28 protein-coding genes are annotated in these 23,015 nt (G+C 44.2%); 19 read left to right on the top strand and 9 right to left on the bottom strand.

Annotated features, from left to right (window positions below; all coding sequences use genetic code 11):
* The first annotated feature begins 3 nt into the window (after positions 1-3).
* Complete coding sequence (locus tag I6H64_RS09905; protein WP_008841623.1) at positions 4-537, top strand: GNAT family N-acetyltransferase; 534 nt, start codon at positions 4-6, stop codon at positions 535-537.
* Here the strand turns inward: I6H64_RS09905 and I6H64_RS09910 are convergent.
* On the bottom strand, positions 534-944 hold the full coding sequence (locus I6H64_RS09910; RefSeq protein WP_008841622.1) for a peptide deformylase: 411 nt from the start codon (positions 942-944) through the stop codon (positions 534-536). The two genes, I6H64_RS09905 and I6H64_RS09910, sit on opposite strands and share 4 nt — an antisense overlap.
* 213 nt (positions 945-1,157) lie before the next feature.
* Between I6H64_RS09910 and pyrF the strand changes: the two genes are divergently transcribed.
* Positions 1,158-1,871, top strand: coding sequence for an orotidine-5'-phosphate decarboxylase (gene pyrF / locus I6H64_RS09915; RefSeq protein WP_008841621.1), 714 nt, complete (start codon positions 1,158-1,160; stop codon positions 1,869-1,871).
* Between the two features lie 300 nt (positions 1,872-2,171).
* Here the strand turns inward: pyrF and I6H64_RS09920 are convergent, their stop codons facing one another.
* Complete coding sequence (locus tag I6H64_RS09920; protein ID WP_008841620.1) at positions 2,172-2,981, bottom strand: HAD-IIB family hydrolase; 810 nt, start codon at positions 2,979-2,981, stop codon at positions 2,172-2,174.
* A 476-nt stretch (positions 2,982-3,457) separates the two neighbouring features.
* On the opposite strand from I6H64_RS09920, the gene I6H64_RS09925 reads away from it, so the two are divergent.
* The 7 genes from I6H64_RS09925 (at position 3,458) to I6H64_RS09950 (ending at position 6,942) form a co-directional block, all read left to right on the top strand.
* Positions 3,458-4,414, top strand: a complete 957-nt coding sequence (locus tag I6H64_RS09925; protein ID WP_008841619.1) for an aldo/keto reductase — start codon at positions 3,458-3,460, stop codon at positions 4,412-4,414.
* A gap of 496 nt (positions 4,415-4,910) precedes the next feature.
* The gene (locus I6H64_RS09930; RefSeq protein WP_002829584.1) at positions 4,911-5,165 is read left to right on the top strand and encodes a GlsB/YeaQ/YmgE family stress response membrane protein; all 255 of its coding nucleotides are present in this window, start codon (positions 4,911-4,913) and stop codon (positions 5,163-5,165) included.
* Positions 5,166-5,175: 10 nt separating this feature from the next.
* Entirely contained in the window at positions 5,176-5,721 is a 546-nt protein-coding gene (gene amaP / locus I6H64_RS09935; protein ID WP_002829585.1) for an alkaline shock response membrane anchor protein AmaP, read from the top strand.
* Positions 5,722-5,737: 16 nt separating this feature from the next.
* Positions 5,738-5,935 (top strand): DUF2273 domain-containing protein, encoded by a 198-nt coding sequence (locus I6H64_RS09940; protein WP_002829587.1) that lies wholly within the window; start codon positions 5,738-5,740, stop codon positions 5,933-5,935.
* Between the two features lie 13 nt (positions 5,936-5,948).
* Positions 5,949-6,071 carry a hypothetical protein gene (locus tag I6H64_RS10255; RefSeq protein ID WP_002832505.1) on the top strand — a complete coding sequence of 41 codons (123 nt, stop codon included), beginning with the start codon at positions 5,949-5,951 and terminating at the stop codon, positions 6,069-6,071.
* On the top strand, positions 6,064-6,480 hold the full coding sequence (locus I6H64_RS09945; protein WP_002832504.1) for an Asp23/Gls24 family envelope stress response protein: 417 nt from the start codon (positions 6,064-6,066) through the stop codon (positions 6,478-6,480). The genes I6H64_RS10255 and I6H64_RS09945 overlap by 8 nt, the downstream gene beginning before the upstream one ends.
* Before the next feature lie 27 nt (positions 6,481-6,507).
* On the top strand, positions 6,508-6,942 hold the full coding sequence (locus I6H64_RS09950) for an Asp23/Gls24 family envelope stress response protein (RefSeq protein ID WP_008841618.1): 435 nt from the start codon (positions 6,508-6,510) through the stop codon (positions 6,940-6,942).
* A 62-nt stretch (positions 6,943-7,004) separates the two neighbouring features.
* Here the strand turns inward: I6H64_RS09950 and I6H64_RS09955 are convergent, their stop codons facing one another.
* The 4 genes from I6H64_RS09955 to I6H64_RS09970 are packed head-to-tail and all read right to left on the bottom strand — an operon-like array spanning position 7,005 to position 8,872.
* A complete protein-coding gene (locus I6H64_RS09955; RefSeq protein WP_005918304.1) occupies positions 7,005-7,178 on the bottom strand; it encodes a hypothetical protein in 174 nt (57 codons plus the stop codon).
* Complete coding sequence (locus I6H64_RS09960; protein ID WP_008841617.1) at positions 7,178-7,861, bottom strand: NAD(P)H-dependent oxidoreductase; 684 nt, start codon at positions 7,859-7,861, stop codon at positions 7,178-7,180. The genes I6H64_RS09955 and I6H64_RS09960 overlap by 1 nt, the downstream gene beginning before the upstream one ends.
* Before the next feature lie 2 nt (positions 7,862-7,863).
* Positions 7,864-8,172 carry a DUF7671 family protein gene (locus tag I6H64_RS09965; protein WP_002829592.1) on the bottom strand — a complete coding sequence of 103 codons (309 nt, stop codon included), beginning with the start codon at positions 8,170-8,172 and terminating at the stop codon, positions 7,864-7,866.
* The gene (locus I6H64_RS09970; RefSeq protein WP_008841616.1) at positions 8,162-8,872 is read right to left on the bottom strand and encodes a GTP pyrophosphokinase; all 711 of its coding nucleotides are present in this window, start codon (positions 8,870-8,872) and stop codon (positions 8,162-8,164) included. The genes I6H64_RS09965 and I6H64_RS09970 overlap by 11 nt, the downstream gene beginning before the upstream one ends.
* A 152-nt stretch (positions 8,873-9,024) precedes the next feature.
* Here I6H64_RS09970 and dhaK point away from each other — a divergent pair, with 152 nt between their 5' ends.
* The 5 genes from dhaK to I6H64_RS09995 all read left to right on the top strand — a co-directional run bounded on the left by dhaK (position 9,025) and on the right by I6H64_RS09995 (position 13,547).
* Positions 9,025-10,017, top strand: a complete 993-nt coding sequence (gene dhaK, locus I6H64_RS09975) for a dihydroxyacetone kinase subunit DhaK (RefSeq protein ID WP_036685401.1) — start codon at positions 9,025-9,027, stop codon at positions 10,015-10,017.
* Between the two features lie 19 nt (positions 10,018-10,036).
* Positions 10,037-10,603, top strand: a complete 567-nt coding sequence (gene dhaL / locus I6H64_RS09980) for a dihydroxyacetone kinase subunit DhaL (protein WP_005918296.1) — start codon at positions 10,037-10,039, stop codon at positions 10,601-10,603.
* Positions 10,603-10,971, top strand: coding sequence for a dihydroxyacetone kinase phosphoryl donor subunit DhaM (gene dhaM, locus I6H64_RS09985; RefSeq protein ID WP_008841612.1), 369 nt, complete (start codon positions 10,603-10,605; stop codon positions 10,969-10,971). Before dhaL ends, dhaM begins: the two co-directional genes overlap by 1 nt.
* Positions 10,972-11,166: 195 nt before the next feature.
* Positions 11,167-11,766: a MarR family winged helix-turn-helix transcriptional regulator gene (locus I6H64_RS09990; protein WP_008841611.1), complete on the top strand. Its 600-nt coding sequence runs from the start codon at positions 11,167-11,169 to the stop codon at positions 11,764-11,766.
* Between the two features lie 2 nt (positions 11,767-11,768).
* Positions 11,769-13,547 carry an ABC transporter ATP-binding protein gene (locus tag I6H64_RS09995; protein ID WP_036685416.1) on the top strand — a complete coding sequence of 593 codons (1,779 nt, stop codon included), beginning with the start codon at positions 11,769-11,771 and terminating at the stop codon, positions 13,545-13,547.
* 342 nt (positions 13,548-13,889) lie between these two features.
* On the opposite strand, the gene I6H64_RS10000 is transcribed toward I6H64_RS09995, so the two are convergent.
* The gene (locus tag I6H64_RS10000) at positions 13,890-14,930 is read right to left on the bottom strand and encodes an oxidoreductase (protein ID WP_036685399.1); all 1,041 of its coding nucleotides are present in this window, start codon (positions 14,928-14,930) and stop codon (positions 13,890-13,892) included.
* Between the two features lie 120 nt (positions 14,931-15,050).
* Positions 15,051-16,295 (bottom strand): peptidase T, encoded by a 1,245-nt coding sequence (gene pepT, locus I6H64_RS10005; RefSeq protein WP_002829607.1) that lies wholly within the window; start codon positions 16,293-16,295, stop codon positions 15,051-15,053.
* Between the two features lie 230 nt (positions 16,296-16,525).
* On the opposite strand from pepT, the gene I6H64_RS10010 reads away from it, so the two are divergent.
* From I6H64_RS10010 to I6H64_RS10025, 4 genes are read left to right on the top strand one after another with little or no spacing between them, the layout of a single operon-like run.
* The gene (locus I6H64_RS10010; protein WP_002829609.1) at positions 16,526-17,716 is read left to right on the top strand and encodes a betaine/proline/choline family ABC transporter ATP-binding protein; all 1,191 of its coding nucleotides are present in this window, start codon (positions 16,526-16,528) and stop codon (positions 17,714-17,716) included.
* The gene (locus I6H64_RS10015; RefSeq protein WP_002829611.1) at positions 17,716-18,351 is read left to right on the top strand and encodes an ABC transporter permease; all 636 of its coding nucleotides are present in this window, start codon (positions 17,716-17,718) and stop codon (positions 18,349-18,351) included. The genes I6H64_RS10010 and I6H64_RS10015 overlap by 1 nt, the downstream gene beginning before the upstream one ends.
* Positions 18,352-19,278, top strand: a complete 927-nt coding sequence (locus tag I6H64_RS10020; protein WP_008841605.1) for an osmoprotectant ABC transporter substrate-binding protein — start codon at positions 18,352-18,354, stop codon at positions 19,276-19,278.
* Positions 19,278-19,931, top strand: a complete 654-nt coding sequence (locus I6H64_RS10025; protein WP_002829614.1) for an ABC transporter permease — start codon at positions 19,278-19,280, stop codon at positions 19,929-19,931. Before I6H64_RS10020 ends, I6H64_RS10025 begins: the two co-directional genes overlap by 1 nt.
* 56 nt (positions 19,932-19,987) lie before the next feature.
* Here I6H64_RS10025 and I6H64_RS10030 read toward each other — a convergent pair whose 3' ends face one another.
* Positions 19,988-20,140 carry a hypothetical protein gene (locus I6H64_RS10030; protein WP_008841604.1) on the bottom strand — a complete coding sequence of 51 codons (153 nt, stop codon included), beginning with the start codon at positions 20,138-20,140 and terminating at the stop codon, positions 19,988-19,990.
* A gap of 165 nt (positions 20,141-20,305) precedes the next feature.
* Between I6H64_RS10030 and I6H64_RS10035 the strand changes: the two genes are divergently transcribed.
* Positions 20,306-23,011 (top strand): HAD-IC family P-type ATPase, encoded by a 2,706-nt coding sequence (locus tag I6H64_RS10035; protein ID WP_024862885.1) that lies wholly within the window; start codon positions 20,306-20,308, stop codon positions 23,009-23,011.
* Positions 23,012-23,015 lie beyond the last annotated feature (4 nt).

The raw sequence follows: 23,015 nt of genomic DNA on the forward strand, positions 1-23,015 counted from the left end.
TGAATGACAATTGAAGTTCAACCGATTCGAGAACGAGATCTAGCCAACTTACGCAGGATAAGCATTGAAACCTTTGGCGCGACTTTTGGACCCTACAATGCGGAAGCAGATTTACAGCAGCATTATCAACGAGCGTATAATGTTGACCAACTTCGTCGGGAATTATTGAATCCAGAATCGCAATTCTTTTTTGCAAAAATTGATGATGAAATTGCCGGATACTTGAAAACCAACGTTGGGGATGCACAATCTGAACCGATGGGAGCGCAAGTTTTGGAAGTGGAACGGATTTATGTACGACCGTCTTTTCAACACAGAGGCGTAGGCACTTGCTTAATTAAGCAAGCTGAACAACTTGCTTACGCAGCTCATAAAAGTCAAATTTGGCTAGGAGTTTGGGAGAATAATAAAAAAGCCCAGCATTTTTACCAGATGCAGGGCTTTAAACAAGTTGGGGACCACCGTTTTCAGTTAGGAAAATCGGAACAACGCGATTTAATTCTAATGAAGCCGGTTAATAACATTTCCGAAGGTTAAATTAAAATTCCAGCACAGTGGTCGATTTCATGTTGGATGATTTCAGCGATCCAGCCACTAAAATGCTGGGTCTGTTTTTTGAAGTTCAAATCTTGGTATTGAACCTCAATTTCTTTGTAACGAGTGGTTGAACGTTCGCCAGTTAATGAAAGACAGCCTTCCTTAGCTTGATAAGGATGGCTTTTTTTGATTAATTTAGGATTCAGCATGGCAATGTTCATCACGCCGATGGATACGGCAATAATTTGTTTTTTAACCCCAATCATGTTGGCGGCTAAACCAACTGCCCGATCGGCATTGGCTGCTAAAGTATCCACAAGATCCAAAGCCGTTGGTAAATCAGCTCGAGTTGCAGGAACTGACTTTTGGGATAAGAAATTTTGGTCACGGACAATATTTTTCTGCATAAGCTCTCCTTAAATAGTGTTTTAACCATTTTACCACCCTTGACTTTAGGGAGGGAAGCTCGTAGGATTAAGAAAAAATTAACGAATCGCTTTAAATCAATTCTGTGAGGTTGATAAGCAAGTTTACATCAAAATAAAGATGTGCATTTAAGGTACGGCGGTGCCTTAACTACTTTGGCCTTTGGTGGAGCGGTTCAGTAAGGAGCCATCATAATGAAAACACCGGTAATGATTGCGTTGGATTTTGAAAGTGTAGAAGAATTACAAAGCTTTTTAAAACAATTTCCGTCACATCTTAAGTTAACTGTGAAAATTGGAATGGAGTTGTTTTATGGACAGGGCCCTCAAATTGTACGGAACCTGCGTCAAAAGGAACACGCTGTTTTTTTAGATTTAAAATTGCATGATATTCCTAACACGGTGGAAAAAGCCATGTTTCAATTAGGAAAGTTAGGAATTCAATACACTACGGTCCATGCGTTAGGTGGAAAACCAATGATTCAGGCGGCTAAGCGCGGATTAATGGCAGGTGCTCGGGCAGCGAAGGTTCCCGCCCCTAAGCTATTAGCGGTAACGGAACTTACTTCAATTTCGGAGCGCCAGTTGCAAGAAGAGCAAAATGTGCCCTTGAAAATGAATGAACAGGTCCAAAAATTAGCCCAACTTGCTGAAAATGCGGGTGCAGACGGGGTGATTTGTTCACCGCACGAAGTTGCCCAACTAAAACCGGTCCTCCCGGCAGATTTTTTGTACGTCACTCCAGGAATTAGGATGCCCGACGCAAAGAAGGACGACCAGCAGCGGGTGATGACGCCCGCGGAAGCCCAAAAAGCAGGAAGCTCTGCTTTGGTAGTCGGCAGGCCAATTACTAAAGCGGCTGACCCCGTGGTGGCCTACCAAAAAATAGTGGAAAGCATGCAAAATTAAGCGTTAAATGCAGGCTAAGCTGCTGGCATGGCTACGGACGGTCTATTTTATTGAAGAATAGTAGATGAAAATACGAGAGTGGGGGCGCAAGCCAGGTAGTTTGTGAACAGTAACTAAAAAATCGACTATTATGTCTAAATTGGGCATAATAGTCGATTTTGGGTTAAACGGAACCAACTGACTTTTGCAAGTTGGTTCGCAACCTTAGGAATTTGGTTGATGGCTTTTATACAGAAAGATAAGGTGCGCTCAAAGGAGTTTTACTCCGCTTAAGCGATCGTTTTCACGCTACTTGAAAACTTATAGCAAGCTTTCAATCACGTCTAAAACACCATCATGGTCATTGTCAAAACGAGTCTGGTGTTGGGTAACTTCTTTCACAATGGGATATCCGCTTTTCATTGCGTAACCATTTGGGGTCATTTGAAGCATCTTAAGGTCATTTTCGTTATCACCAAACGTAACTAATTCTGCGGGAGCCACCCGATAATTAGCCATTAGATGCTTTAGGGCGCTCGCTTTATCAACGTGGCTAAATCCGATTAACTCGGTATTAAATCCCGAACTTAGGCTAGTCAGTTGAGGATCTAGTTTTTGACGCAGATTTTGAATTTTACTTGGCAAATCCGCGCTGTCCGCAAAACTAACCGCAATTTTCACAATGGGGTCTGTAATACCGGTTTGCACAAAATTACGTAAATTCTTTACTAGACGAATTTCTTTATAAAATTTATGCAAAAAGTCGACGATCTCTTGCGGGGTGGTTTGATCAATATACGAACTGGTTAACCCGCAAACGTTAATCATTACTTCATCAGCGCCAAAGTTTTCAAAGATAGTGTCGATGGTTTGTTGAACTAGCGGAACGGGAAGTTGCTCCACGTCTAAGAGTTGGTCGCCAGAGTAAATAATTGAACCGTTTTGGGAGATAAAATCCATTTGGTTGGCGTACGGGGTAAATAAGGCCCGCAAACGTTCATGTTGAGAACCGCTAGCCGCTACAAAATGAATTTTTTGTCGTTGCATTTCATTGAACAGTTCTTTAAACCGGTCTTTATTATAAGTATTTTGGTTATTAAGAAAGGTTTGATCCATATCTGTCGCAATCATTTTTATCACGATTGTCACCTAATTTCTAAAAGTTATATACTTAGTTTAAAACAATTCTTTGGCAATAGTAAAGCTGATTTATAACTGTTATGCTTGGGTAATAGAAAGGAATTTAAGATATGAAAAAAACAAATTTTTTAAAACTAGCAGTATCTTGGAAATCGTGGGCGGATCCCTTAACTTAGTTGGTGGGGCCTTGATTTTAGCTGCTGGGATAGTTGGGTTAGCTAAACCTCGAAAATGATTGCGGTGTACCAATATAAATGCACAAAATATTTAACAGGGTTCATTCTAAATGTTGCTATTCAGTGTATTAAGTGTTAGCATGATGTCAAAGAACGCTAAAGTGGATAGAAAAGCGGTTAAATTTAGCGATGGTGCTCGATAGCGCCTTTTTAGATTAACTGGTTTCCTAATGAGAAACCGCTTACGCGTTTATAAAATGATCACATCCAAAGTAGAGGAAGGTGTCACTTATGGCATTAACTGAGCTAGTGAACGGAACTAAACTACCAAAACAAATAATTAGTACGGCGTTAGGGGTTAGTCGCCTTCATGATGCGCTTTGGTCAGGTTACCGTCATTTTTATGAAGAGATTAAGGACACTGACGATGACAATGAGGACCCTTATGCCCATTTTCCGATGATTAAGGAACCGCATGGCGATATTGCGGTAACTTTAAAAATGTACCGACAACCTAAACTAAAACGTAAAAATCTTTATATTACGGTTAATTTTGCGAAAAAAGTTAATGACAAGCCTTCGTTTGAAGAAGCCATTGAAGATGCTTTCCAAACAATGAAGTTTGATTATTTTGACGCTTTATTGCTTGATCAAGCGGTATTTGGCGACGATGACGAGTTAATGACCGAGCTGTGGCATTCTTTAGAAGAGTTGTATGAAAAAGGATGTGTAGGCGCACTAGGCGTGGCTAACTTTAGCATTGAACAGGTTGAAAAACTTAGGAAAAAAGCTACGGTTGCCCCGATGATTTTTAAGACGGGGTATTTTCCAATGTCGTTAAACGACGATATTTACGACTATTGCCAACAAAATCATTTGCAAATAATGGCGGATTTTCCTTTTCTAGATTATAGCTTTGTTGACTTACCCACGATGGGCAAAATTGCTTCTAAGTACCGGGTGGAAAACGACGAGTTGATGTGTCAATATGCGCAACAACGACACGTCATGCCAATAATTAAAAAGTTTTGGGTGCTCCACGCCAACAACCCGCTGGAACAAAACTACAAGATTACGATTAACGATCTGCATCGTCTAGAGCGGTTGGACAATGCGTCTAACGAAGATTGGCTACCGCTTAAAGATTACGGGATTTTTAAAATTTTCCAATCACGAGCAATCGACCACGACCGGATGGAACGCAGCGGCGAAGAACACTACTCGGGCTTCCCACCGTTTGTGTTTTAAGATGGTTGGTTGGCGAACCTTAAGTAAAGCAAACTGATCCGCGTCCCACGTTTAGGCGCGACTAAGAATGAATAACAATTTAAAAGCTTCTCAAGAGTGAACTAAAAATTCTTGAGGGGCTTTTTTGTTTTTTGGTTCCAGTTTCTTGTAGTTAGCCAATTTTGCGCCTCAATCGCTATCCCACGTTTAGGTAGCAGGTTTTGCTAAACGGACTACCGAAATGTTTGAAGTAATCTAGCGCCTTCCGGTTAACCAAAATCCGGCATCAACCGCCTAACCGCGCGCTTAATGCCGTATTTTCGCTAATCTGCGAGACTTTCCTGGATGATGGCACCCTCTGGAAGTCTTCCTATATTACTATCCACCCTTACGAATAAGTAATTAATTCCATAAGCATATTCTTTGTTGAAGCGTATCCACCTATGCTATCTTAATGATGAACCAATGAACAACGGGTTCGTTGGTCAATCTTTAGATTACGAGAGGAGTGTTTGTTATGTTGGGATGGATTTGGTCATTAATTATTGGTGGTATCATCGGTGCAATCGCCGGGGCACTTACAAGTCGTGATTTACCAGCAGGCTGGCTTGGTAACATTGTTGCTGGTTTAGTCGGAGCTTGGTTAGGACAAAGCTTACTAGGTTCATGGGGACCTTCCTTAGCTGGAATGGCATTGATTCCGTCAATCCTCGGTGCGGTAATTTTAGTAGTGATTGTCTCGATAATCTTCGGCATGCGCAAGAAGGGTTAGGGGTGATTTCATGAATCGAACCAGTAAATCTTTATTGAGTTTGATGGCAGTAATCACGTTGCTTCTAACTTTATGGTTTATCGCAACGGAAGTTTACATTCCGTATCTAACCGATTTCTTTGAAACGTTGAGGACGTCTAACGCACAGGTAATGGAAGTTATCGCAATTGTCTTTAGCATACTGGTTGCCTTGTTTGCGTTAGTAATGCTCGGAATTGCATTAATGAGTCGGACAAGTGAGAAAGATTTGAAGTTGCAGGATGGACATGGTAACTTGACCGTTCCAAAGAAATCCATGGAACAAATTATTAATAAGGCAGTTGCTGAAGACCATCACGTAGGTAACATTGATACCAAGGTGCGGGTTCGCAGCAAGGATCACTTGCAAGCAAAAGTCAGCGTGGAAGATTTGTCCAATGACAACTACCGGGTCAATGCACGAGATATTCAACGTTCAGTACAAGAGAGTGTGCAACGCCACCTAGGAATGAAGAGCGATGTTAAAGTCCAAATCATTCCGCGGCAACACTCGAAGAAGTCACTGAAGGTCGTTTAGAAAGGCGGGATGGCAAATGAAAAGTGAAGTTTTAGGAGCAATCATCGCAATGATTTTCGGCATTATCTGGGTCACGATTGGCTTTGGTAGCGCGGTATTAGTTGGTTTACTTGCCTTAATCGGGTTCTTACTCGGTAAGTACGGCAGAAGCCTGCTATCACAATTGATTTCAGAAGTAATGTCAGCCTTGAACATGGATCGCAAGCAAAGCTAAGGAGGTTTTGTCAATGGCCAAGAAAACAGATAAGAATAAACCATTAAGATCATTAATGGGTCTAATGGTGGTATCAAGCTTATGGTTTGTTTGGAAGAATCGTCGCAAATTTAAGGAGGCGTTGAACCATGGATAAACCAAGAATCGCGCAAACTAGTTTGTCATTTGACGAAGGGGTAATCGAAAAAATTGCGGGACTAGCTTCTCGTAAAGTCGATGGGATTCTCTCATTTGACGGTGGATTCTTTGACAACATCACCGACAAGATTCGTAACAAGGTGGATCCAACTCAAGGAATCAAAGCTGAAGTTGGCGAAAAACAGGTATCGCTAGAGATGAATGCTAAGGTGGAATACGGTTACGATATTCGAGAAATTTTTACTCAAGTATGCGACGTAATTAGCGAGGAAGTTGAACGTTTGACCGGTTTGAAGGTCATTGAATTGAATTTCCACGTAAGTGACGTACTAAGCAAGAAAGAGTGGAAAGAACAAAACAATCGTAAACCTAATTCAGACTTAGCGCCTCGTCCAGAAGCTAAGTAACTATTCACGCGAAGGGAGCAATGACACATGGAAAATAAAATCGCAAAATCAGAAAACAAGATGGCAAAACCAGAAACTAAATTAACGTTTGACGACGAAGTTTTAGCAAAAATTGCTGGCAAAACTGCTAACGGAGTAGACGGTGTTTTAAGTCTTGAAGGTAATATTTTTGAAAAAGTAACTGATCGAATTTCTAAGGGCGACGATCCAACTACGGGGGTTAACGTTGACGTTGACGACGAAAGCCATTCCGTTTCCTTAAAGATGGATGCCATCCTTGAATACGGGAAGAACGCCCAAGCAATCTTTGACAAGATGATTGATAAGATTACTTCTGCAGTGAAGGAAATCACCAACATGGAAGTATCAGAAATCAAACTTAATGTTAAAGACGTGCTAACCCGTGAAGAATGGGCTGAAAAGAACAACAAGGATCGTCAGCAGCGTGACGACAAGCACTAAAATTTTAAAAAAGACCTAACTGAAACCTATGGGGGGATTTCGGTTAGGTCTTTTTTAGTGGATTAGTGTTCCCACATCCGGCCGTCGAGCTCGTTTTCGAGTTGGTCGGCCCGTTTTTGTTGTTCTTGGATGAGGTCGCCCAATGCTACATAGAAGGCTTTTTGTTGGTAAGTGGTTGCTTGTTGGGCAAGCTGACGAGCTTGTTCCAATAGCCATGTAGTTTCGGTTTGGTCCATTAGGAATCCTCCTCCTTTTTTAACATGGACAGGTTCCACGCCAGGTCATCGAGCTCGCTTTGCCGATTTTCTAAGCTCTCTAAGACTTGGTTTAGGGTGACGGAGGTGGGGTCTGCTTTAGTGATTTGGTGCCGCAGCTGGTCGCTAAACCAAGCCACCTGACCGGCAAAATGTTCAAAATTAGGATTGTTTACGTACTGTTGGTAACGAACGAGGAGCCGTTGTTGGGCTTCTGGAGTCAAGTAGAGAAATTGATGAACGGCCATCATCGGCAGATAACGCATCCGTAACTTATGGGCGAGCGCTTCAAACGGACGCATTAGTTCAGACATCGTATACTGTTCGGCTCCCCCGGCTTGGAAATCAGCAGCTGCTTCGCCTGCGGTAACCACTAAACCCAGTTCTTTATCAGCTAACGCATAACGATTTCCGGTGGCAAAACGCACGGTCAGAACTTGATCAAGCCAATTTTTTAAAAGGCCCGGTGCGCCGTACCAGTAGAGCGGAAATTGGAAGATAATCCGATCGTGTTCGGTTAAAAGCTGCTGTTCTTGAGTTACGTCAAATTCAGCATGGAGCGGATGCCAAGTAACCGTGGTGAAGTCTTCAATGGCCGCCTTAAAAAAAGGCTGGGTGGTAGAACTTGCTAGTTTAGGATGGGCGACCACCACTAAGGTTTTCATAATTAATCCTCCTCATGGAAAACTTGTTGCGCGGTTGCCAGCATGTCGGGTGCAATCGACTCCTTGGTGAACCGCTGAATGGGTGCTAACGAATGACGTTGACTGAAGTTCATCTTTTCCGTTGCCACAATCATCACTAATTGGTTGTTTTCGGTCAAAAATAATTGGCCAGGTTTTTGAAAATGACCGCGAGTATGTTTACCGTTTCGCCAAGCGTGAATTTTAATGGTTGATTTAAAACGATAATTGCCGGAAGAGTCTAGCTCCAACGGAACGCCATAATAACGGGTGACGGGGTACTTATTCTTCATTTTTGAAAACCCCGGGTTCTGATAATTCTCGGTAAATGGTTTGTAAGTTTTGTTCTACTTTATAAATCGTATTGGCGTCGTCAACTAACCGATCGGCAAAATCCGCTACCTTTGCGGAAGGAACGTTGGTTTTATAACGCAGCTTGTGTTCCAAACTGGCCCACATATCCATTCCGACGGTGCGGATTTGAATTTCTACCGGGGTTTCCACGGGACCGGTTGATAAAAAGACCGGAACCTTTACGACCAGGTGTAGACTACGGTAGCCGCTTGGCTTGGGATCCCGAATGTAATCCTTCACTTTGAGTAAAGTGACGTCGTCTTGGGAAATCCGGTTTTCCTTGATGGTGTAGACGTCGCTGATGTAGTTGGTGATTACCCGAATGCCCCCGATGTCAAAAATATTGTTTTCTACCGCGGCAATCGTCTTTGGTAGATGCTTCTTTTTCATTTTATTAAAGAGGGAGTCGACCGATTTCATCCGTTGTTCCATGTGATGAATGGGATTATGGTTGTACTCATTCTCGTATTCGCCGTCGAGGTTTTCCAGCTTGGTTCCCACTTCGTTAACTGCGGATTGGCATAACCGGTAGTAACGCATTAAGTTCCTTAGCTCCGTAACGTGCTCAGGCCCGATGACCCGCTCTAAATCATCGTTGATTTGACGAATGTTAAACATGTTGTTCCGTTCTAAAATCATTTTTGCGAACTCCTTTTAAAAATTAGCATCATCTCCCACATTATAAAGGAAAAGATCGATTCAGGTAAATCAAAGAGGGAGATTACTTGTGATTGTATCCGCTTTCAACTAGAATCTAATTGTGAGGAAAGAAAACGAAAAGGAGTGGCATGATGAAAAAAATTATTAACGACCCGAAGCAAGTTGTCGAAGAAATGCTTCAGGGGATGGTGAAAAGTTATCCAGATTATTTAAAACGCATTCCAGAAACCGGGGTGGTTTACCGCACGGATTTGGCTAAAATTGCTGGCAAAGTCGGCATCGTTAGCGGTGGCGGAAGTGGGCACGAACCCGCGCACGCTGGCTTTGTCGGTGCGGGAATGCTGAGTGCAGCGGTTTGTGGCGAGGTCTTTACTTCTCCGACTCCCGACCAAATTTTTGAAGCAATTAAGCAAGTAAATTCTGGTGCTGGCGTATTTTTAGTGATTAAAAACTATTCTGGCGACGTGATGAATTTCGAAATGGCACAGGATATGGCGGAAATGGAAGAGATTCCCGTTAAATCGATCGTGGTCGATGACGACGTTGCGGTAGAAAATAGTACTTATACGCAAGGTCGTCGGGGAGTTGCCGGCACTATTTTAATGCATAAAATTTTGGGCGCGGCAGCCGACCAAGGGGCTAGTTTGGATGAAATTGCGGATTTAGCTACGGCAGTATTGCCTAATTTGAAGACCGTGGCGGTTGCTTTAAGTGGTGCGACGGTTCCCGAAGTGGGTAAACCCGGATTTTTCTTGGCAGACGACGAAATTGAATACGGAGTGGGGATCCACGGTGAACCAGGTTATCGACGGGAAAAATTACAGCCGTCTAAGAAATTGGCAAATGAGCTAATTGAAAAGTTAAGGTCGGAATTCCGGTTTCGGAAGGGCGACGCCGTAGCGGTATTGGTAAATGGCATGGGGGCAACCCCGCTTATGGAACAGTACGTTTTTATGAATGATGTGCTAGATCAGTTAGCCGAAGAAGGTTTGCGCGTCCGGTTCAGTAAAGTCGGGAACCTCATGACTTCGTTAGACATGGCCGGAGTTTCATTGACCATCCTTAAAATTAAGGACGACTGGGTCGATAAATTAAATTATGCAACCCACACGATTGCATGGTAGTTGAAGGGAGCGGATTGATTTGTTAACAGTGGAAGACGTAAAAAAGTGGATGGAAAAATTTAATCAGGAGATTCAGGCCCAGCACGCTTATTTAAGTGAATTGGACACCCCAATCGGGGATGGTGACCATGGAAATAACATGGCCCGCGGAATGAATGCTGTAATGGAAGCCCTGGATGGGAAGGATTTTCCAGATCTGCCAGCAATTTTTAAAACGATTGCGATGAGTTTGATTAGCAAGGTTGGCGGAGCCTCTGGTCCTTTATTTGGAACCGCCTTCATCGAAATGGCGAAGGCTAATACCGGTGACGTACACGAGCTCCTGGTGGCCGCCACCGCTGGAGTACAAAAGCGGGGCAAGGCAATTTTGGGCGAAAAAACAATGGTGGACGTCTGGGAGCCAATTTCAGAAAAGGCTACGTTCACTGCCGAGGATGTTGACCGGGCGGTTGAAAGCACTAAGCCAATGATTGCCAAGAAGGGCCGGGCGTCTTACCTTGGTGAACGCTCGGTAGGTCATTTAGATCCGGGAGCCGTTTCCACCGGTTACTTACTGAAGACTTTACTAGCAGTGGAGGCGAAATAATGGAATACGGAATTGTGATTGTTTCGCACGTCGCCGAAATTGCGCAAGGCGTGCAGCGCTTAATCAAACAAGTTGCCCAGGACGTTCCGGTAACAACCGCTGGCGGACTCGCTAATGGTGAGGTGGGTACCGAGATGCAACGCATCATGCAGGCGTTTGACGACAATGCGGCAGACAAGCTGCTCGCGTTCTACGATTTAGGCAGTGCGAAGATGAATTTAGAGATGGCCATGGAAATGACCGCTAAAGAAGTTAAACTGTACGACACGGCTTTGGTCGAAAGTGCGTATACCGCAGCGGCTTTATTACAAGTCAACACTAAGATTGACGATGTGGAGGAACAACTCCAGGATTTGAAAATTAAATAGGCGCTCCGTAGTTAGGAACTATTATTAACGAAATCAAAACTTGAGTTTTATCGGCTAACTGCCGGTAAGGCTGGGTTTTGGTTTTTTCATCATAATTTATTTAGTTTTGATGTTGACAAACGAACTAAATGATTTTATTATTTAGTTCGTTAAATAAAAAGTAAACTAAATAAGTTGAACGGAGGAACTTTAATAATGCATAAAGATGAAATTTTAGACAATTTGATGAAAATCACTCACCAACCTTTTTTGGTTTTTGCGAACCGGGTAGAAGAAAAAACGGATAACACGTTCGAAACTTTGAAGCTACTAGCTAAGGAAGAAAACGTAACTGCGGGCCGGATCTCAGAATTCTTAGACATCAAACCGTCCAGCGTAACCCAGATTATTAAAAAATTAGAACGAGCCGGTACCGTAGTTCGCGAAAAATCGCCTAGCGATTCTCGCGTAACCATCATTAAAATTACGGATAAAGGAACCGAAAGCTTAAAAACTCACGAATCCATCGGGGGGACTTTAAAAGACGTCTTGTTTAAGGACTTTTCGGACGACGAGTTAACCAATTTGGCTGACTATTTAAAACGGATGGTTGAAAACATGGACGGGGATGAATTCAAAGAAAAATTTAGTGAAGTGTTCAGCAACGATCGTCGTTGGGAACAATTTGGCAAAATGAGCCCGCATTTTGAAAGAGCCCGCGAACAAATGCTTCAGCATAACCATTTCGGAAGAATGCGTCCCGACGATTTCAGGGGCTTTGGTGGTTTTGATGATTGGAAGAAAGGACGGCGCTAAAATTGGCAGCAAACGCACGCTTTAACGATTCGATCCGTAAAGATCGTACTAAATTTAATTTTAGACAGTTTTTCGGGTTGATTAAGAAAACTAGTCCTAAGTACCTACTTTTAGTGTTGGGGGTAATTTTATTAGCAATTAGTTCAGGGGTCCAAGTCTACGTGCCCAAGTTAGCCTCCACATTAGTTAATAACTTTACTAAAGGCGTGGATTACTCGTTATTAGCAAAAGTGGTTTTACTGTTTGTGGCTTCGGCAATTTTTTCGGCGATTGGCGGGACGATTCTCGGAATCTTTGGGGAAAACGTCATCCAGAATTTACGGAAAACGTTGTGGGAAAGGTTGACCCTCCTAAAAGTTAGTTATTTTGATACCGTAAAGGCCGGCGAAATTTCGAGTCGGTTAGTTAACGACACCAACCAGGTTAAACAGCTTTTGGCGGTTACCTTTCCCCAAACCCTAGCCAGCATTATTACCGTGGTAGGGACCGTCTACATGATGATTCGGATGGATTGGCACATGACCTTAGCAATGGTAATTGCCGTTCCCGTGGTGGTCATTTTAATGATTCCGGTAATGGCATTTGGCACGAAGGTCGGCCACGTACGGCAAGACGCGCTAGCACTATTTAACGGGATTGTTAGCGAAACGCTCAGTGAAATTAGGTTGGTAAAAACTTCTAACGCGGAAAACCAAGCTCAAGAACACGCTGATAAGGAAATTAACCGCTTGTTTAAAATTGGGAAAAAAGAAGCCGTTTTTGATGCGGCGATGCAGCCCATTATGATGATGGTTTTCATGAGCATGATCTTTGGTCTTTTGGCGTATGGAATTCACCGAATTGCAATTGGGGTGATGTCAATTGGTACCCTAATGAGTTTTTTGATGTACCTGTTTAATTTGATTGGGGCATTGCCAATTATTGCAACGCTATTTTCAGAAATGGCAAAAGCTTCTGGCTCCACAAGAAGGGTTGAAGAATTGTTGGAAGAAGTACCAGAAGACTTCAATCATGGTGAAATGTTAGATTTGGCTGATAAAGATTTAACGGTGGAACACGTTGACTTCGCTTACGCAGATGCTCCTGAAGAAGAAGTCTTAAAAGACATTTCATTTGAGGCTAAGCCTAACCAAGTGATTGCGTTTGCAGGCCCTTCTGGCGGCGGAAAATCAACCATCTTTAGCTTGTTAGAACGTTTCTATGAACCAACGCACGGGGAAATTAAGTTTAACAACACTAATATTCAAGACATTCGGTTAACTAATTATCGTAAACAAATTGGATTTGTGTCCCAAGATTCGGCCATGATGGCGGGGACGATCCGTGATAACCTTACGTACGGTTTGGACGACGACTTTACGGATGAGCAACTGTGGGAAGTGCTAGATTTAGCGTATGCAAGGAAATTTGTTGAAGAAATGCCTAACCAACTGGATACCGAAGTTGGCGAACGAGGCGTAAAAATTTCTGGCGGACAGCGGCAACGAATCACGATTGCCAGGGCGTTTCTCCGGAACCCGAAAATTTTAATGCTTGATGAAGCGACGGCTAGTTTGGATTCAGAATCGGAAATGAAGGTTCAAGATGCCTTAGCCAACTTAATGAAGGGGCGCACTACGCTAGTAATTGCCCACCGTTTGTCGACAATCGTGGACAGCGACCAAATTTACTTTGTGGAAAATGGGCAAATTACGGGTTCGGGAACGCATCAAGAGTTAGTTGCTTCCCACCCAATGTACGCTAAGTACGTGAACGAACAGTTTAAGGTAGCTACTGCGTAAAATAATTAGGTCGTAAAAAACTTTTGCGCTTTTTAGTAGCCTAATGAGGAAAAAATTAAAAAGACGGGAAAAACTAAAGAAATGCTTTTCAAGGATGGAAAGATTATTAAAGAAAGAGCTGTTGGGGTGGATTGCCTTCAACGGCGTCAAAAACGCGTACCAAAAGACAGTTTAACCCGCCTAACTAAAAAATCGATCGTGATGTAAATTCATCACGGTCGATTTTTAGTTAACGTTCGCAAACTATCCGACTTTGGTCCCGCTCTTTTTGGTTAGTAGGGTGAAAAGTCAGTTAAGGTGCGGGCAAGTTTCCGGCTTACCCTAACCATTAACGGTTTTAATTTACTTCATTTGATAAAGGTGAGGACCCTTTTCAGCGATCCCCGCCTCTAAAATTTCCATATTCCACAAGGCTTGCTCGTTAGAAACTAATTTAGGGTCGCCGTTGGTAAGGGTAGCGGCGATGGAGTCGTAAACCCGTCCATAATCTCCATTAATGGTAGGAATTTGTTTTTCAATCCAGTCGCCATTCTGGTTTTTATACTTGACCACCCCAAATTGACTAGGAGCGTCAATTCCAAAATGATCGTCGCCAGGCATGATGCCAAGCTTTAAGTCGTTTTCCTGCTGGTCAATGTCGTACTTAACGTAGGTTCCGTTAGTTCCGTGAAGTAAGAAACGAGGGTAGGGCCGTGCAGCTAACGGATTGCTGACCACGGTCGCCTTAAAATTATCGTAGAATAGCTGCGTTTCGTAAAAATCATCGACGGAACTAGCGGAGTTTTGAATTGCCCGGATATCGTAGTTAACTGTCTGAGGTTTGCCAAAAAGCCCCAAAATTTGGTCAAGCATGTGGACGCCCAAGCCGTAAAATTGGCCATCGACTTGGGAACCTTCATGAAGGCTGTCATCGGGACGGTACTTATCAAAATGGGATTCAAGCAACAAGGGTCGGCCCACGTAGCCGCGTTCAATTACCTTTTTGAGGGTCAAGTAGTCGCTATCGAAACGTCGGTTTTGGTAAGGCATCGCCAGTAATTTTTTGGCATCAGCTAGTGCAAAAAGTTCTTTAGCCTCGGCTTGGTTGGCCACGAAAGGTTTTTCGATTAAAACATTTTTGCCGTATTCTAACGCAGATTTTCCGTATTCAAAGTGGGTGGCCGGCGGCGTACATACCGTAACTAACTGAACCTCCGGGTCGTTTAAAACCTGCTCAAGGTCGTCGGTAAAGATGGTGTTAGGATCATAAAATCCTTGCTCTTTTTCCGGATGACGCCGGTGGTTGTAAATGTATTTAATTTTGATGTCGCGTTCTTTAATGTAGGGGATGTGGTAACGGTTGGCACTTTTACCAAATCCAATAATCGCCATTGTCAGTGACATAATTAAGCTCCTTTTCTATTAAAAAAGGACTGGACAACGAGGTTGTCACAGTCCTTAATGTCAAATCGGGTTCCAATTCCTAGTCCTTCTGGCTAACGGAATTTGCCCACTCTTTAAAAATTAATTGTTTTCTTCTGTGTTAATACGGTTAATTTCTAACAGCAAGTCAACCGCACGTTCCATGGTTTGAACCGAAACGTATTCGTAACGGCTGTGCATGTTTTCGCCACCCGCAAAGAGGTTCGGGGTTGGAATTCCCATGAAGGAAATCTTAGAACCGTCTGTACCACCACGAACGGGGTAAATGTCCGGCTTGATGTCCAAGTTTTCCATGGCCTTCTTAGCGATGTTAACTGGCGTCATGTCTTTTTCGAGAATTTCACGCATGTTGTAGTATTGGTCGTGAACTTCCACGTTGACCCGGTCTTCACCAAATTCGGCGTTCATCTTTTCAGCAATATCCTTCATGGTTTGCTTACGCTCTTCGAACTTTTGCCGGTCGTGATCACGAATAATGTAAACTAACTGAGCGTGGTCAGGTGTCCCAGTCATCTTAAAGAGGTGGTAGAAGCCTTCGCGGTCTTCAGTTTCTTCTGGACGATCATGTTCTGGCAATTGGTTGTGGTAGTCAATTCCAACTTGCAAAGCGTTGACCATGAGTCCCTTAGCAACCGCCGTGTGAACTTCGTTACCTTGAATTTCAATCGTTGCTTGGGCAGCGTTGAAGGTTTCGTATTCAAGTTCGCCAAGGGGGCCGCCATCAACGGTGTAAGCGTACTTAGTGTTGAAGTCCTTAGCGTCGAAATGATCTGCACCAGTACCGGTTTCTTCGTCAGGGGCAAATCCAATCCGGATTTCACCGTGTTTTACTTCGGGGTGTTCCTTATAGTAGTCCAACATGGTCATGATGTCGGCAACTCCAGACTTGTCGTCAGCACCTAACAGAGTGAGTCCGTCGGTGGTAACTAAGTCATGGCCAGCATACTTTTTCAAACTTGGAAAGACGGAAGGTTTCAAAACCCACTTGCCGTCGCCGCTCAAGTCAATGTCAGATTCACCGTCGTAGTTTTTGTGAACTTGAGGTTGGATATTTTCAGCGTTGAAATCAGCTGTATCAACGTGTGAAATGTATCCAATTACGGGAGTGTTGCCATCGTCGTTAGCTGGCAACGTTCCAACTACGTAACCGGAAGATGGTTGGGTGTGAACGTCCACTACGCCAACTTCTTCTAATTCTTTTGCTAAAGTTTTTAAGAATTCAACTTCTTTAGGATCGGTGGGAACTGTACTTGAATTAGGGTTTGAACGAGTATTTACTTTTACATATCTTAGAAAACGGGGAAGCAATGTTTCATATTTTGCCATTTTTCTCAGCTCCTTTTAATTTATAGTACTATCTTACAACATCTATTTCTTTTAACAAGTTTTAATCCTCATTAAAACAATAAAGAATTCGGTTACAGCTGGAGGGCCTACACTGGCGCGATTGTACAAGAAAGTGTTATATATGTTATAGTAGCACCCAATGCCTCTGAGACCGAATGTATGGAAACTAAGTTGTTTTAGAGAACAAATAAGGAGATGTTTAAATACAAATGTTACTTGAAATGAGCCATCTGTCAAAGGTTTATCCTGGGAACAAAGTGGCCGTTGATGACTTTAATCTAAACGTCGAAAAAGGTGAGTTTATCTGCTTTATCGGAACTTCCGGTTCGGGAAAAACCACCACAATGAGAATGATTAACCGGATGCTTAAGCAGACATCGGGGACGATTAAAATCAATGGGCAAGATATCGCCAAGATGGATCCGGTTAAACTTCGTCGTAAGATTGGTTATGTAATCCAAAATATTGGGTTAATGCCCCACATGACCATTCGGGAAAATATTACCCTTGTACCAAAATTATTGAAGTGGCCCGAAGAAAAACGCAATGAGCGGGCTAAAGAAATGATTAAACTGGTTGATTTGCCAGAAGAATATTTGGATCGTTATCCATCCCAACTTTCTGGTGGGCAACAACAGCGAATCGGGGTAGTGCGGGCGCTAGCAGCGGATCAAGACATTATTTTAATGGACGAACCGTTTGGCGCACTTGACCCGATTACTCGGGAAGATTTACAAGACCTCGTTAAGGACTTGCAAGAACGGTTAGGTAAGACTTTCATCTTCGTTACCCACGATATGGATGAAGCATTACGCCTTTCCAGCCGGATCGTAGTCATGACCGGTGGAAAGCAAGTCCAAGTAGATACTCCCGAAAACATTCTACGTCATCCAGCCAATGATTTCGTGGCTAACTTAATTGGACAAGACCGTTTGATCCAAGCTAAGCCAAGTATCACGACCGTTGGGCAAGTGGCGAATAAGCCAGCATCGATTGCGATTGATCAGCCGGTAGTTCGGGCACTTGACATTATGCACAGTCGGCGAGTTGATACGCTATTAGTTACTGACGCCGAAGAACGCCTAAAGGGAATTGTCAGCATCGAAAAGGTTGACGAATATTACCATTCTGGCAAAACCGTTGGGGAAATCATGGATCCGCGGGTATTTTACGTTAACGAAGATTCCATTATTCGGGACACCGTAGATCGTATTTTAAAACGTGGTTTCCGGAACGTGCCGGTAGTTGACAAGAAGGGCCGGTTAACCGGAATTGTTACCCGGGCGACCCTCGTAGACGTGGTTTATGACGCACTCTTTACCGATGATTCAATCGTTGCGGACGGAAACAATTCAAGTCAAACCACAAAGGAGTCTACTAAGAAAGATGGTGATCAATAATGATCAACTTCTTAAATCAGTACGGTGCGGACATTCTTAGCAAGACTGGACAACACATTTATATTTCAGCGGTTGCTCTTGCGCTTGGGATCATCGTGGCGGTGCCCCTCGGGATGCTGCTTACGCGGGCTCCTAAAATTTCAGGGGCGGTAATTGGACTTGCCAGCGTGATGCAAACCATCCCAGCACTTGCTTTGTTGGCCATTATGATTCCAATTTTTGGAATTGGGTCCACTCCGGCCATCGTGGCACTATTCATTTACTCATTATTACCTATTTTACGGAACACTTATCTGGGGTTAACCAGTGTAGACCCTGCACTAATTGATGCGGCAAAGGGGATGGGAATGAACAGTTTTCAACGAATGTGGAAAGTGGAACTTCAATTAGCCCTTCCGGTAATTATGGCGGGGGTTCGTTTATCAGCAACCTACGTAATTGCCTGGACGGCGTTAGCTTCCTATATTGGAGCGGGTGGTTTAGGTGACTTGATTTTCAACGGTTTGAACTTATACCGTTCCGACTTGATTTTAGGCGGATCGATTCCGGTAATTATCTTGGCATTAGTTGCCGATTTCCTTTTAGGCAAGCTTGAAGCCAAACTAACCCCCAAAACAACGCAGGAGGTGGGCTAGATGTTAAAAAAATTACTGAAGCTGATCCTACCGCTAGGCGTGTTAACCGTAATGCTTTCGGGCTGCGGCTGGCCTGGTTTGAACGGCACCTCGGGAGATACGGTGCGGATTGCGGCCCAAAATACTACTGAACAGCAAATTATGGGCGCAATGATTCAACAGTTAATTGAACATGATACAAATTTAAATGCGGAAGTAATCAACAACTTGGGCTCGGGAACGGTTAGTTTTCAAGCACAAAAACGTGACGAAGCGGATTTAACTTCGATTCGCTTTAGCGGAACCGACTACCAGACCATTTTGCATGGTCCCCAAGGTAAGTCGCCGCAAGCAGTGAACGATTACGTGAACAAGGAATTCGACCGGCGTTACGACATGACGTACTTCCCAACTTACGGGTTCGCGGACACTTACCAATTTATGGTAACGCAGGACTTTGCGAAGAAACATCATATTGAAACGGTCAGCGATTTGAAGAAAATTGCTCCTAAAATGAAGGTCGGAATCGACCAAACTTGGTTAAGCCGAAAGGGTGACGGTTACGAAGACTTTAAGAAGCGTTACGGCTTCCAGTTTGGACACGTATACCCAATGCAAATGGGATTGCTCTACAATGCTCTAGCAAGCAACAAGATGGACGCAGTCCTCGGTTATTCTACGGACGGCCGGGTACGCAGCTACCATTTGAAATTGCTTAAGGATGACCGGCAATTCTTCCCGCCGTACAGCGCAAGTGTCGTTGTTAATAACAAGGCGTTGAAGAAGTATCCGCAATTAGCACCCGTTTTACACAAGTTAGACGGGAAAATTTCGTTGGAAACAATGCAAGAATTGAATTACCAAGTTGATAACAATTTGAAAGAACCATCGGTGGTAGCTAGCGAATTTCTTAAGGCGCACCACTACTTTGAAGGAGGGAAGCACTAATGCAAAGTATGAATATTTGGCAACAACTGTTCTATTACTTCTCGCATAATGGAATGTACGTGCTTTCGGAATTCAGTCGCCACTTTTTGATTTCCATTTACGGGGTCATTTTAGCGGCAATCGTGGGGATTCCCATTGGGATTTTCATCGCGAAAAACCGAAAGATTAGTGATTGGGTGATTGGTTTGGCAAACGTAATTCAAACCATCCCATCCCTAGCGATGCTTTCGATTTTAATGCTTGGGTTAGGCTTAGGAGTATCTACCGTAATCGTGACGGTCTTCCTATATGCTTTACTGCCAATCATTAAAAACACTTATACGGGGATGTTGAACGTAAACGATGCATACCTCGATGCCGGTAAGGGGATGGGGATGACCAAACTCCAAGTGCTTTGGATGATTGAAATTCCACTATCACTATCGGTAATTTTAGCCGGGATTCGGAACGCCATGGTATTGGCAATCGGGATTACCGCGATCGGAACCTTCGTGGGTGCTGGTGGTCTGGGAGACATTATTATCCGCGGAACCAACGCCACAAACGGGGGCGCGATTATCCTTGCCGGAGCGTTGCCAACTGCTTTAATGGCGATCATTGTTGATTTGGTGCTTGGTGCACTAGAAAATCGGCTTCGGCGCCGGACGCTTTAAAATATACATGAATTTAACCAACGAGCTAAGAGAAATCTTGGCTCGTTTTTTGTGTTCTATTGCGAGGTAGTCGAAACGTGTTTTGCGCCCCAGCCCTCTGCGGCTAACCCAATCTCGTCATCAATCGCCAAACCCGCGATTAACGGAATTCGCTCTACTGCAATGTAGTCGAAACGTGCTCCAGCCTCCAGCCTTTTCCGGTTAGCCAAATTTTGTAACCAATCGCTAAAATACAGCGATTAATTACAAAATCCAGCTAATCCTCGAAGGCTACCCGGTGGCTTCCGCACTCTGAGCCTTTTTCTTTCCTTCCCCCACCCACCTTTGCTATGCTTTAATTACCAAAAACTATCTATAAATCTAAGGAGGCGCTTATGCACACTAAATCCACATCCGATGACTATGGCGCGGGTCACTCTCCCTCGCCTCATTTTTATCGTTTAACTACTGCGGAGGTCGCTCAAATTCTCCGCACCGATTCCGAGGCAGGACTCACCGCCTCGGAAGCCCAACGACGCTTAGCCGTGGACGGGCCCAACGCTTTGACCGAAAAGAAGACCAGCAATTTAACGCGTTTTTTAAAGCAATTCAACAACAGCATTATCTACATTTTGATTGTTGCTGCAATTGCCACCTTTATGTTGCGAGAGTATTCAGATTCGATCGTTATCGGAATGGTGGTAATTATTAACGCGCTAATTGGTTATTTCCAAGAGGTAAAGGCTTCCAGCGCGGTGGACAAAATTAAACAGCTGCTACAGGTGGAAGCTACGGTGGTCCGCGATGGTCAACGACTTGACGTTCCCGCTGAAGACCTAGTGGCGGGCGACCTAGTCTTTTTAGAGGCGGGGGACCACGTGCCGGCAGATCTCCGGATCGTGGACGCGGATAACTTGAAAATTCAAGAAGCTGCGCTCACTGGCGAAGCAGATTCTGTTTTAAAAACTCCTACGGCGCTTAAGGAAGAAACTCCCTTAGGAGACCGGACTAACTCGGCGTTTGCTTCGACCGCGGTTACTAACGGGAGCGGTCTTGGAATCGTGGTGGCCACCGCGGAACAAACCGAAATTGGTCAAATTAGTTCCAGCGTCAAGACCGTTAAGAGTAAAACCACTCCGTTAATGCGGGAAATTAACGGACTAGGAAAGTACATTTCGTACGGAATCGTCATTGTAGCCATGTTAGTGGGGATTTACGGCTACCTGACTAAAATCTACTCGTTACCTGTTTTAGTCATTGCGTTGATCACGATGATCGTGGGATCCCTACCAGAAGGACTGCCCGCAAGTACCTCGGTAGTTTTAGCTATGGGAATTAACAAAATGACCAAGCAAAACGCAATTGTAAAGTCCTTGCCAGCCGTGGAAACGCTAGGTTCGGTAAACGTAATCGCCACCGACAAGACCGGGACGTTAACTAAAAACGAAATGACGGTGGAATCCGTCGTTACTAAACAACACGAATTTGAAGTTACGGGAACGGGATACCACCCGGAAGGCACGGTGTGTTTGAATGGTCAGCCGGTGGAACTATCCGAACACCCGGATTTACAAAAATTGATCTTGGCTGGTTACTACGCTAACGATACGGAATTAACGCAAACTGATGGTCAGTGGCAAATTAACGGGGAACCTACCGACGGGGCCTTTTTGACCTTGGCGAACAAAGCCTTTCAGCAACGAGTTCCCGAGTGGACCGAAGTGGACATGATTCCGTTTGACTCGGACTACCGCTACATCGCGGAGTTGAGTCAGAGTGCAACTGGCGAAAAATTGATTTACGTAAAGGGTTCTCCTGACAAACTTTTTGAAATGGTTAAGGACGATCCCGATTTTAACTTGACGGAGTGGTACGACCGGGTCTCCCAAATTGCACAAAAAGGGCAACGCGTGGTGGCGGTCGCCTATAAGGAAGCTCCGGCAGAGCAAACCACCTTAACCCATGCAGATTTGCAAACAGGAATGCAATTTTTAGGGGTGGCGGGGATAATTGATCCCCCTCGAGAAGAAACGATTGCGGCGTTGCACGACATGCGGGATGCCGGAGTGAAGGTCAAGATGATCACTGGAGACCATCCGGAAACTGCGACGGCAATTGCGCAAAAATTAGGGTTGGACGACCAAATTAGGGCAATTACTGGTGCAGAAATTGACCGTTTGGACGATGAAACCTTGCAAAAGGTTATTCAAAACTATAACGTTTTTGCGCGAACCACGCCGAATAATAAGCTACGCATTGTGGAAGCTTACCAAGCTAACGGATTGGTCACCGCTATGACGGGGGACGGGGTAAACGATGCGCCCGCCTTGAAACGCGCCGACATTGGAATTGCGATGGGGATTAAGGGAACTGACGTGGCAAAGGAATCGGCCGATATGATTCTCACCGACGATAACTTTGCGACCCTTTCCAAAGCGATTCGCGAAGGTCGCCGGGTTTACGACAACATTAAGAAGACGATCCGCTTCTTGTTACCAACTAGTTTTGCGGAAGGGTTAATCGTGCTCCTATCGATTATTAGCCAACAGGAATTGCCGTTGGTACCGACCCAATTACTCTGGATTAACATGGTGTCGGCAATCACGATTCAATTTGCTTTCTTGTTTGAACCCGCAGAAGAGGGCATTATGCAACGGCGACCGCGTCCAGCGGGAAGGGCGTTCTTAAACCGGGCGGACGTAATCCAAATTATTTACGTTTCGATTTTAATTGCCGGACTAGGAATGGTCGGTTTCGATTGGCTCCGTGGTCAGGGAATCAGCGAATTAGTGGCTAGCACGGTGACGGTAAACATCATCGTCTTTGGTAAAATTTTCTACCTCTTCAATATTCGAACACCGAAGCCAGCACTTTCTACGGATGTTTTCCGTAATTGGCATATTTTTTGGATAATCGGGGTTCTATTAGTGTTACAATTGGGATTAACTTATTTACCGTTCATGCAGGCAATCTTCAGCACTGCGGCAATGAGCGGCATGCAATGGTTGATTCCGGTCGTGGCTGGAATTGTAGTCCTCGTGGTGACCGAAGTCGATAAGTACTTCCACCCGGGACACTTTAAGCAAGTCCATGCAGACTAACTTG

Source organism: Pediococcus acidilactici (genome assembly GCF_016127815.1).
Lineage (GTDB): Bacteria > Bacillota > Bacilli > Lactobacillales > Lactobacillaceae > Pediococcus > Pediococcus acidilactici.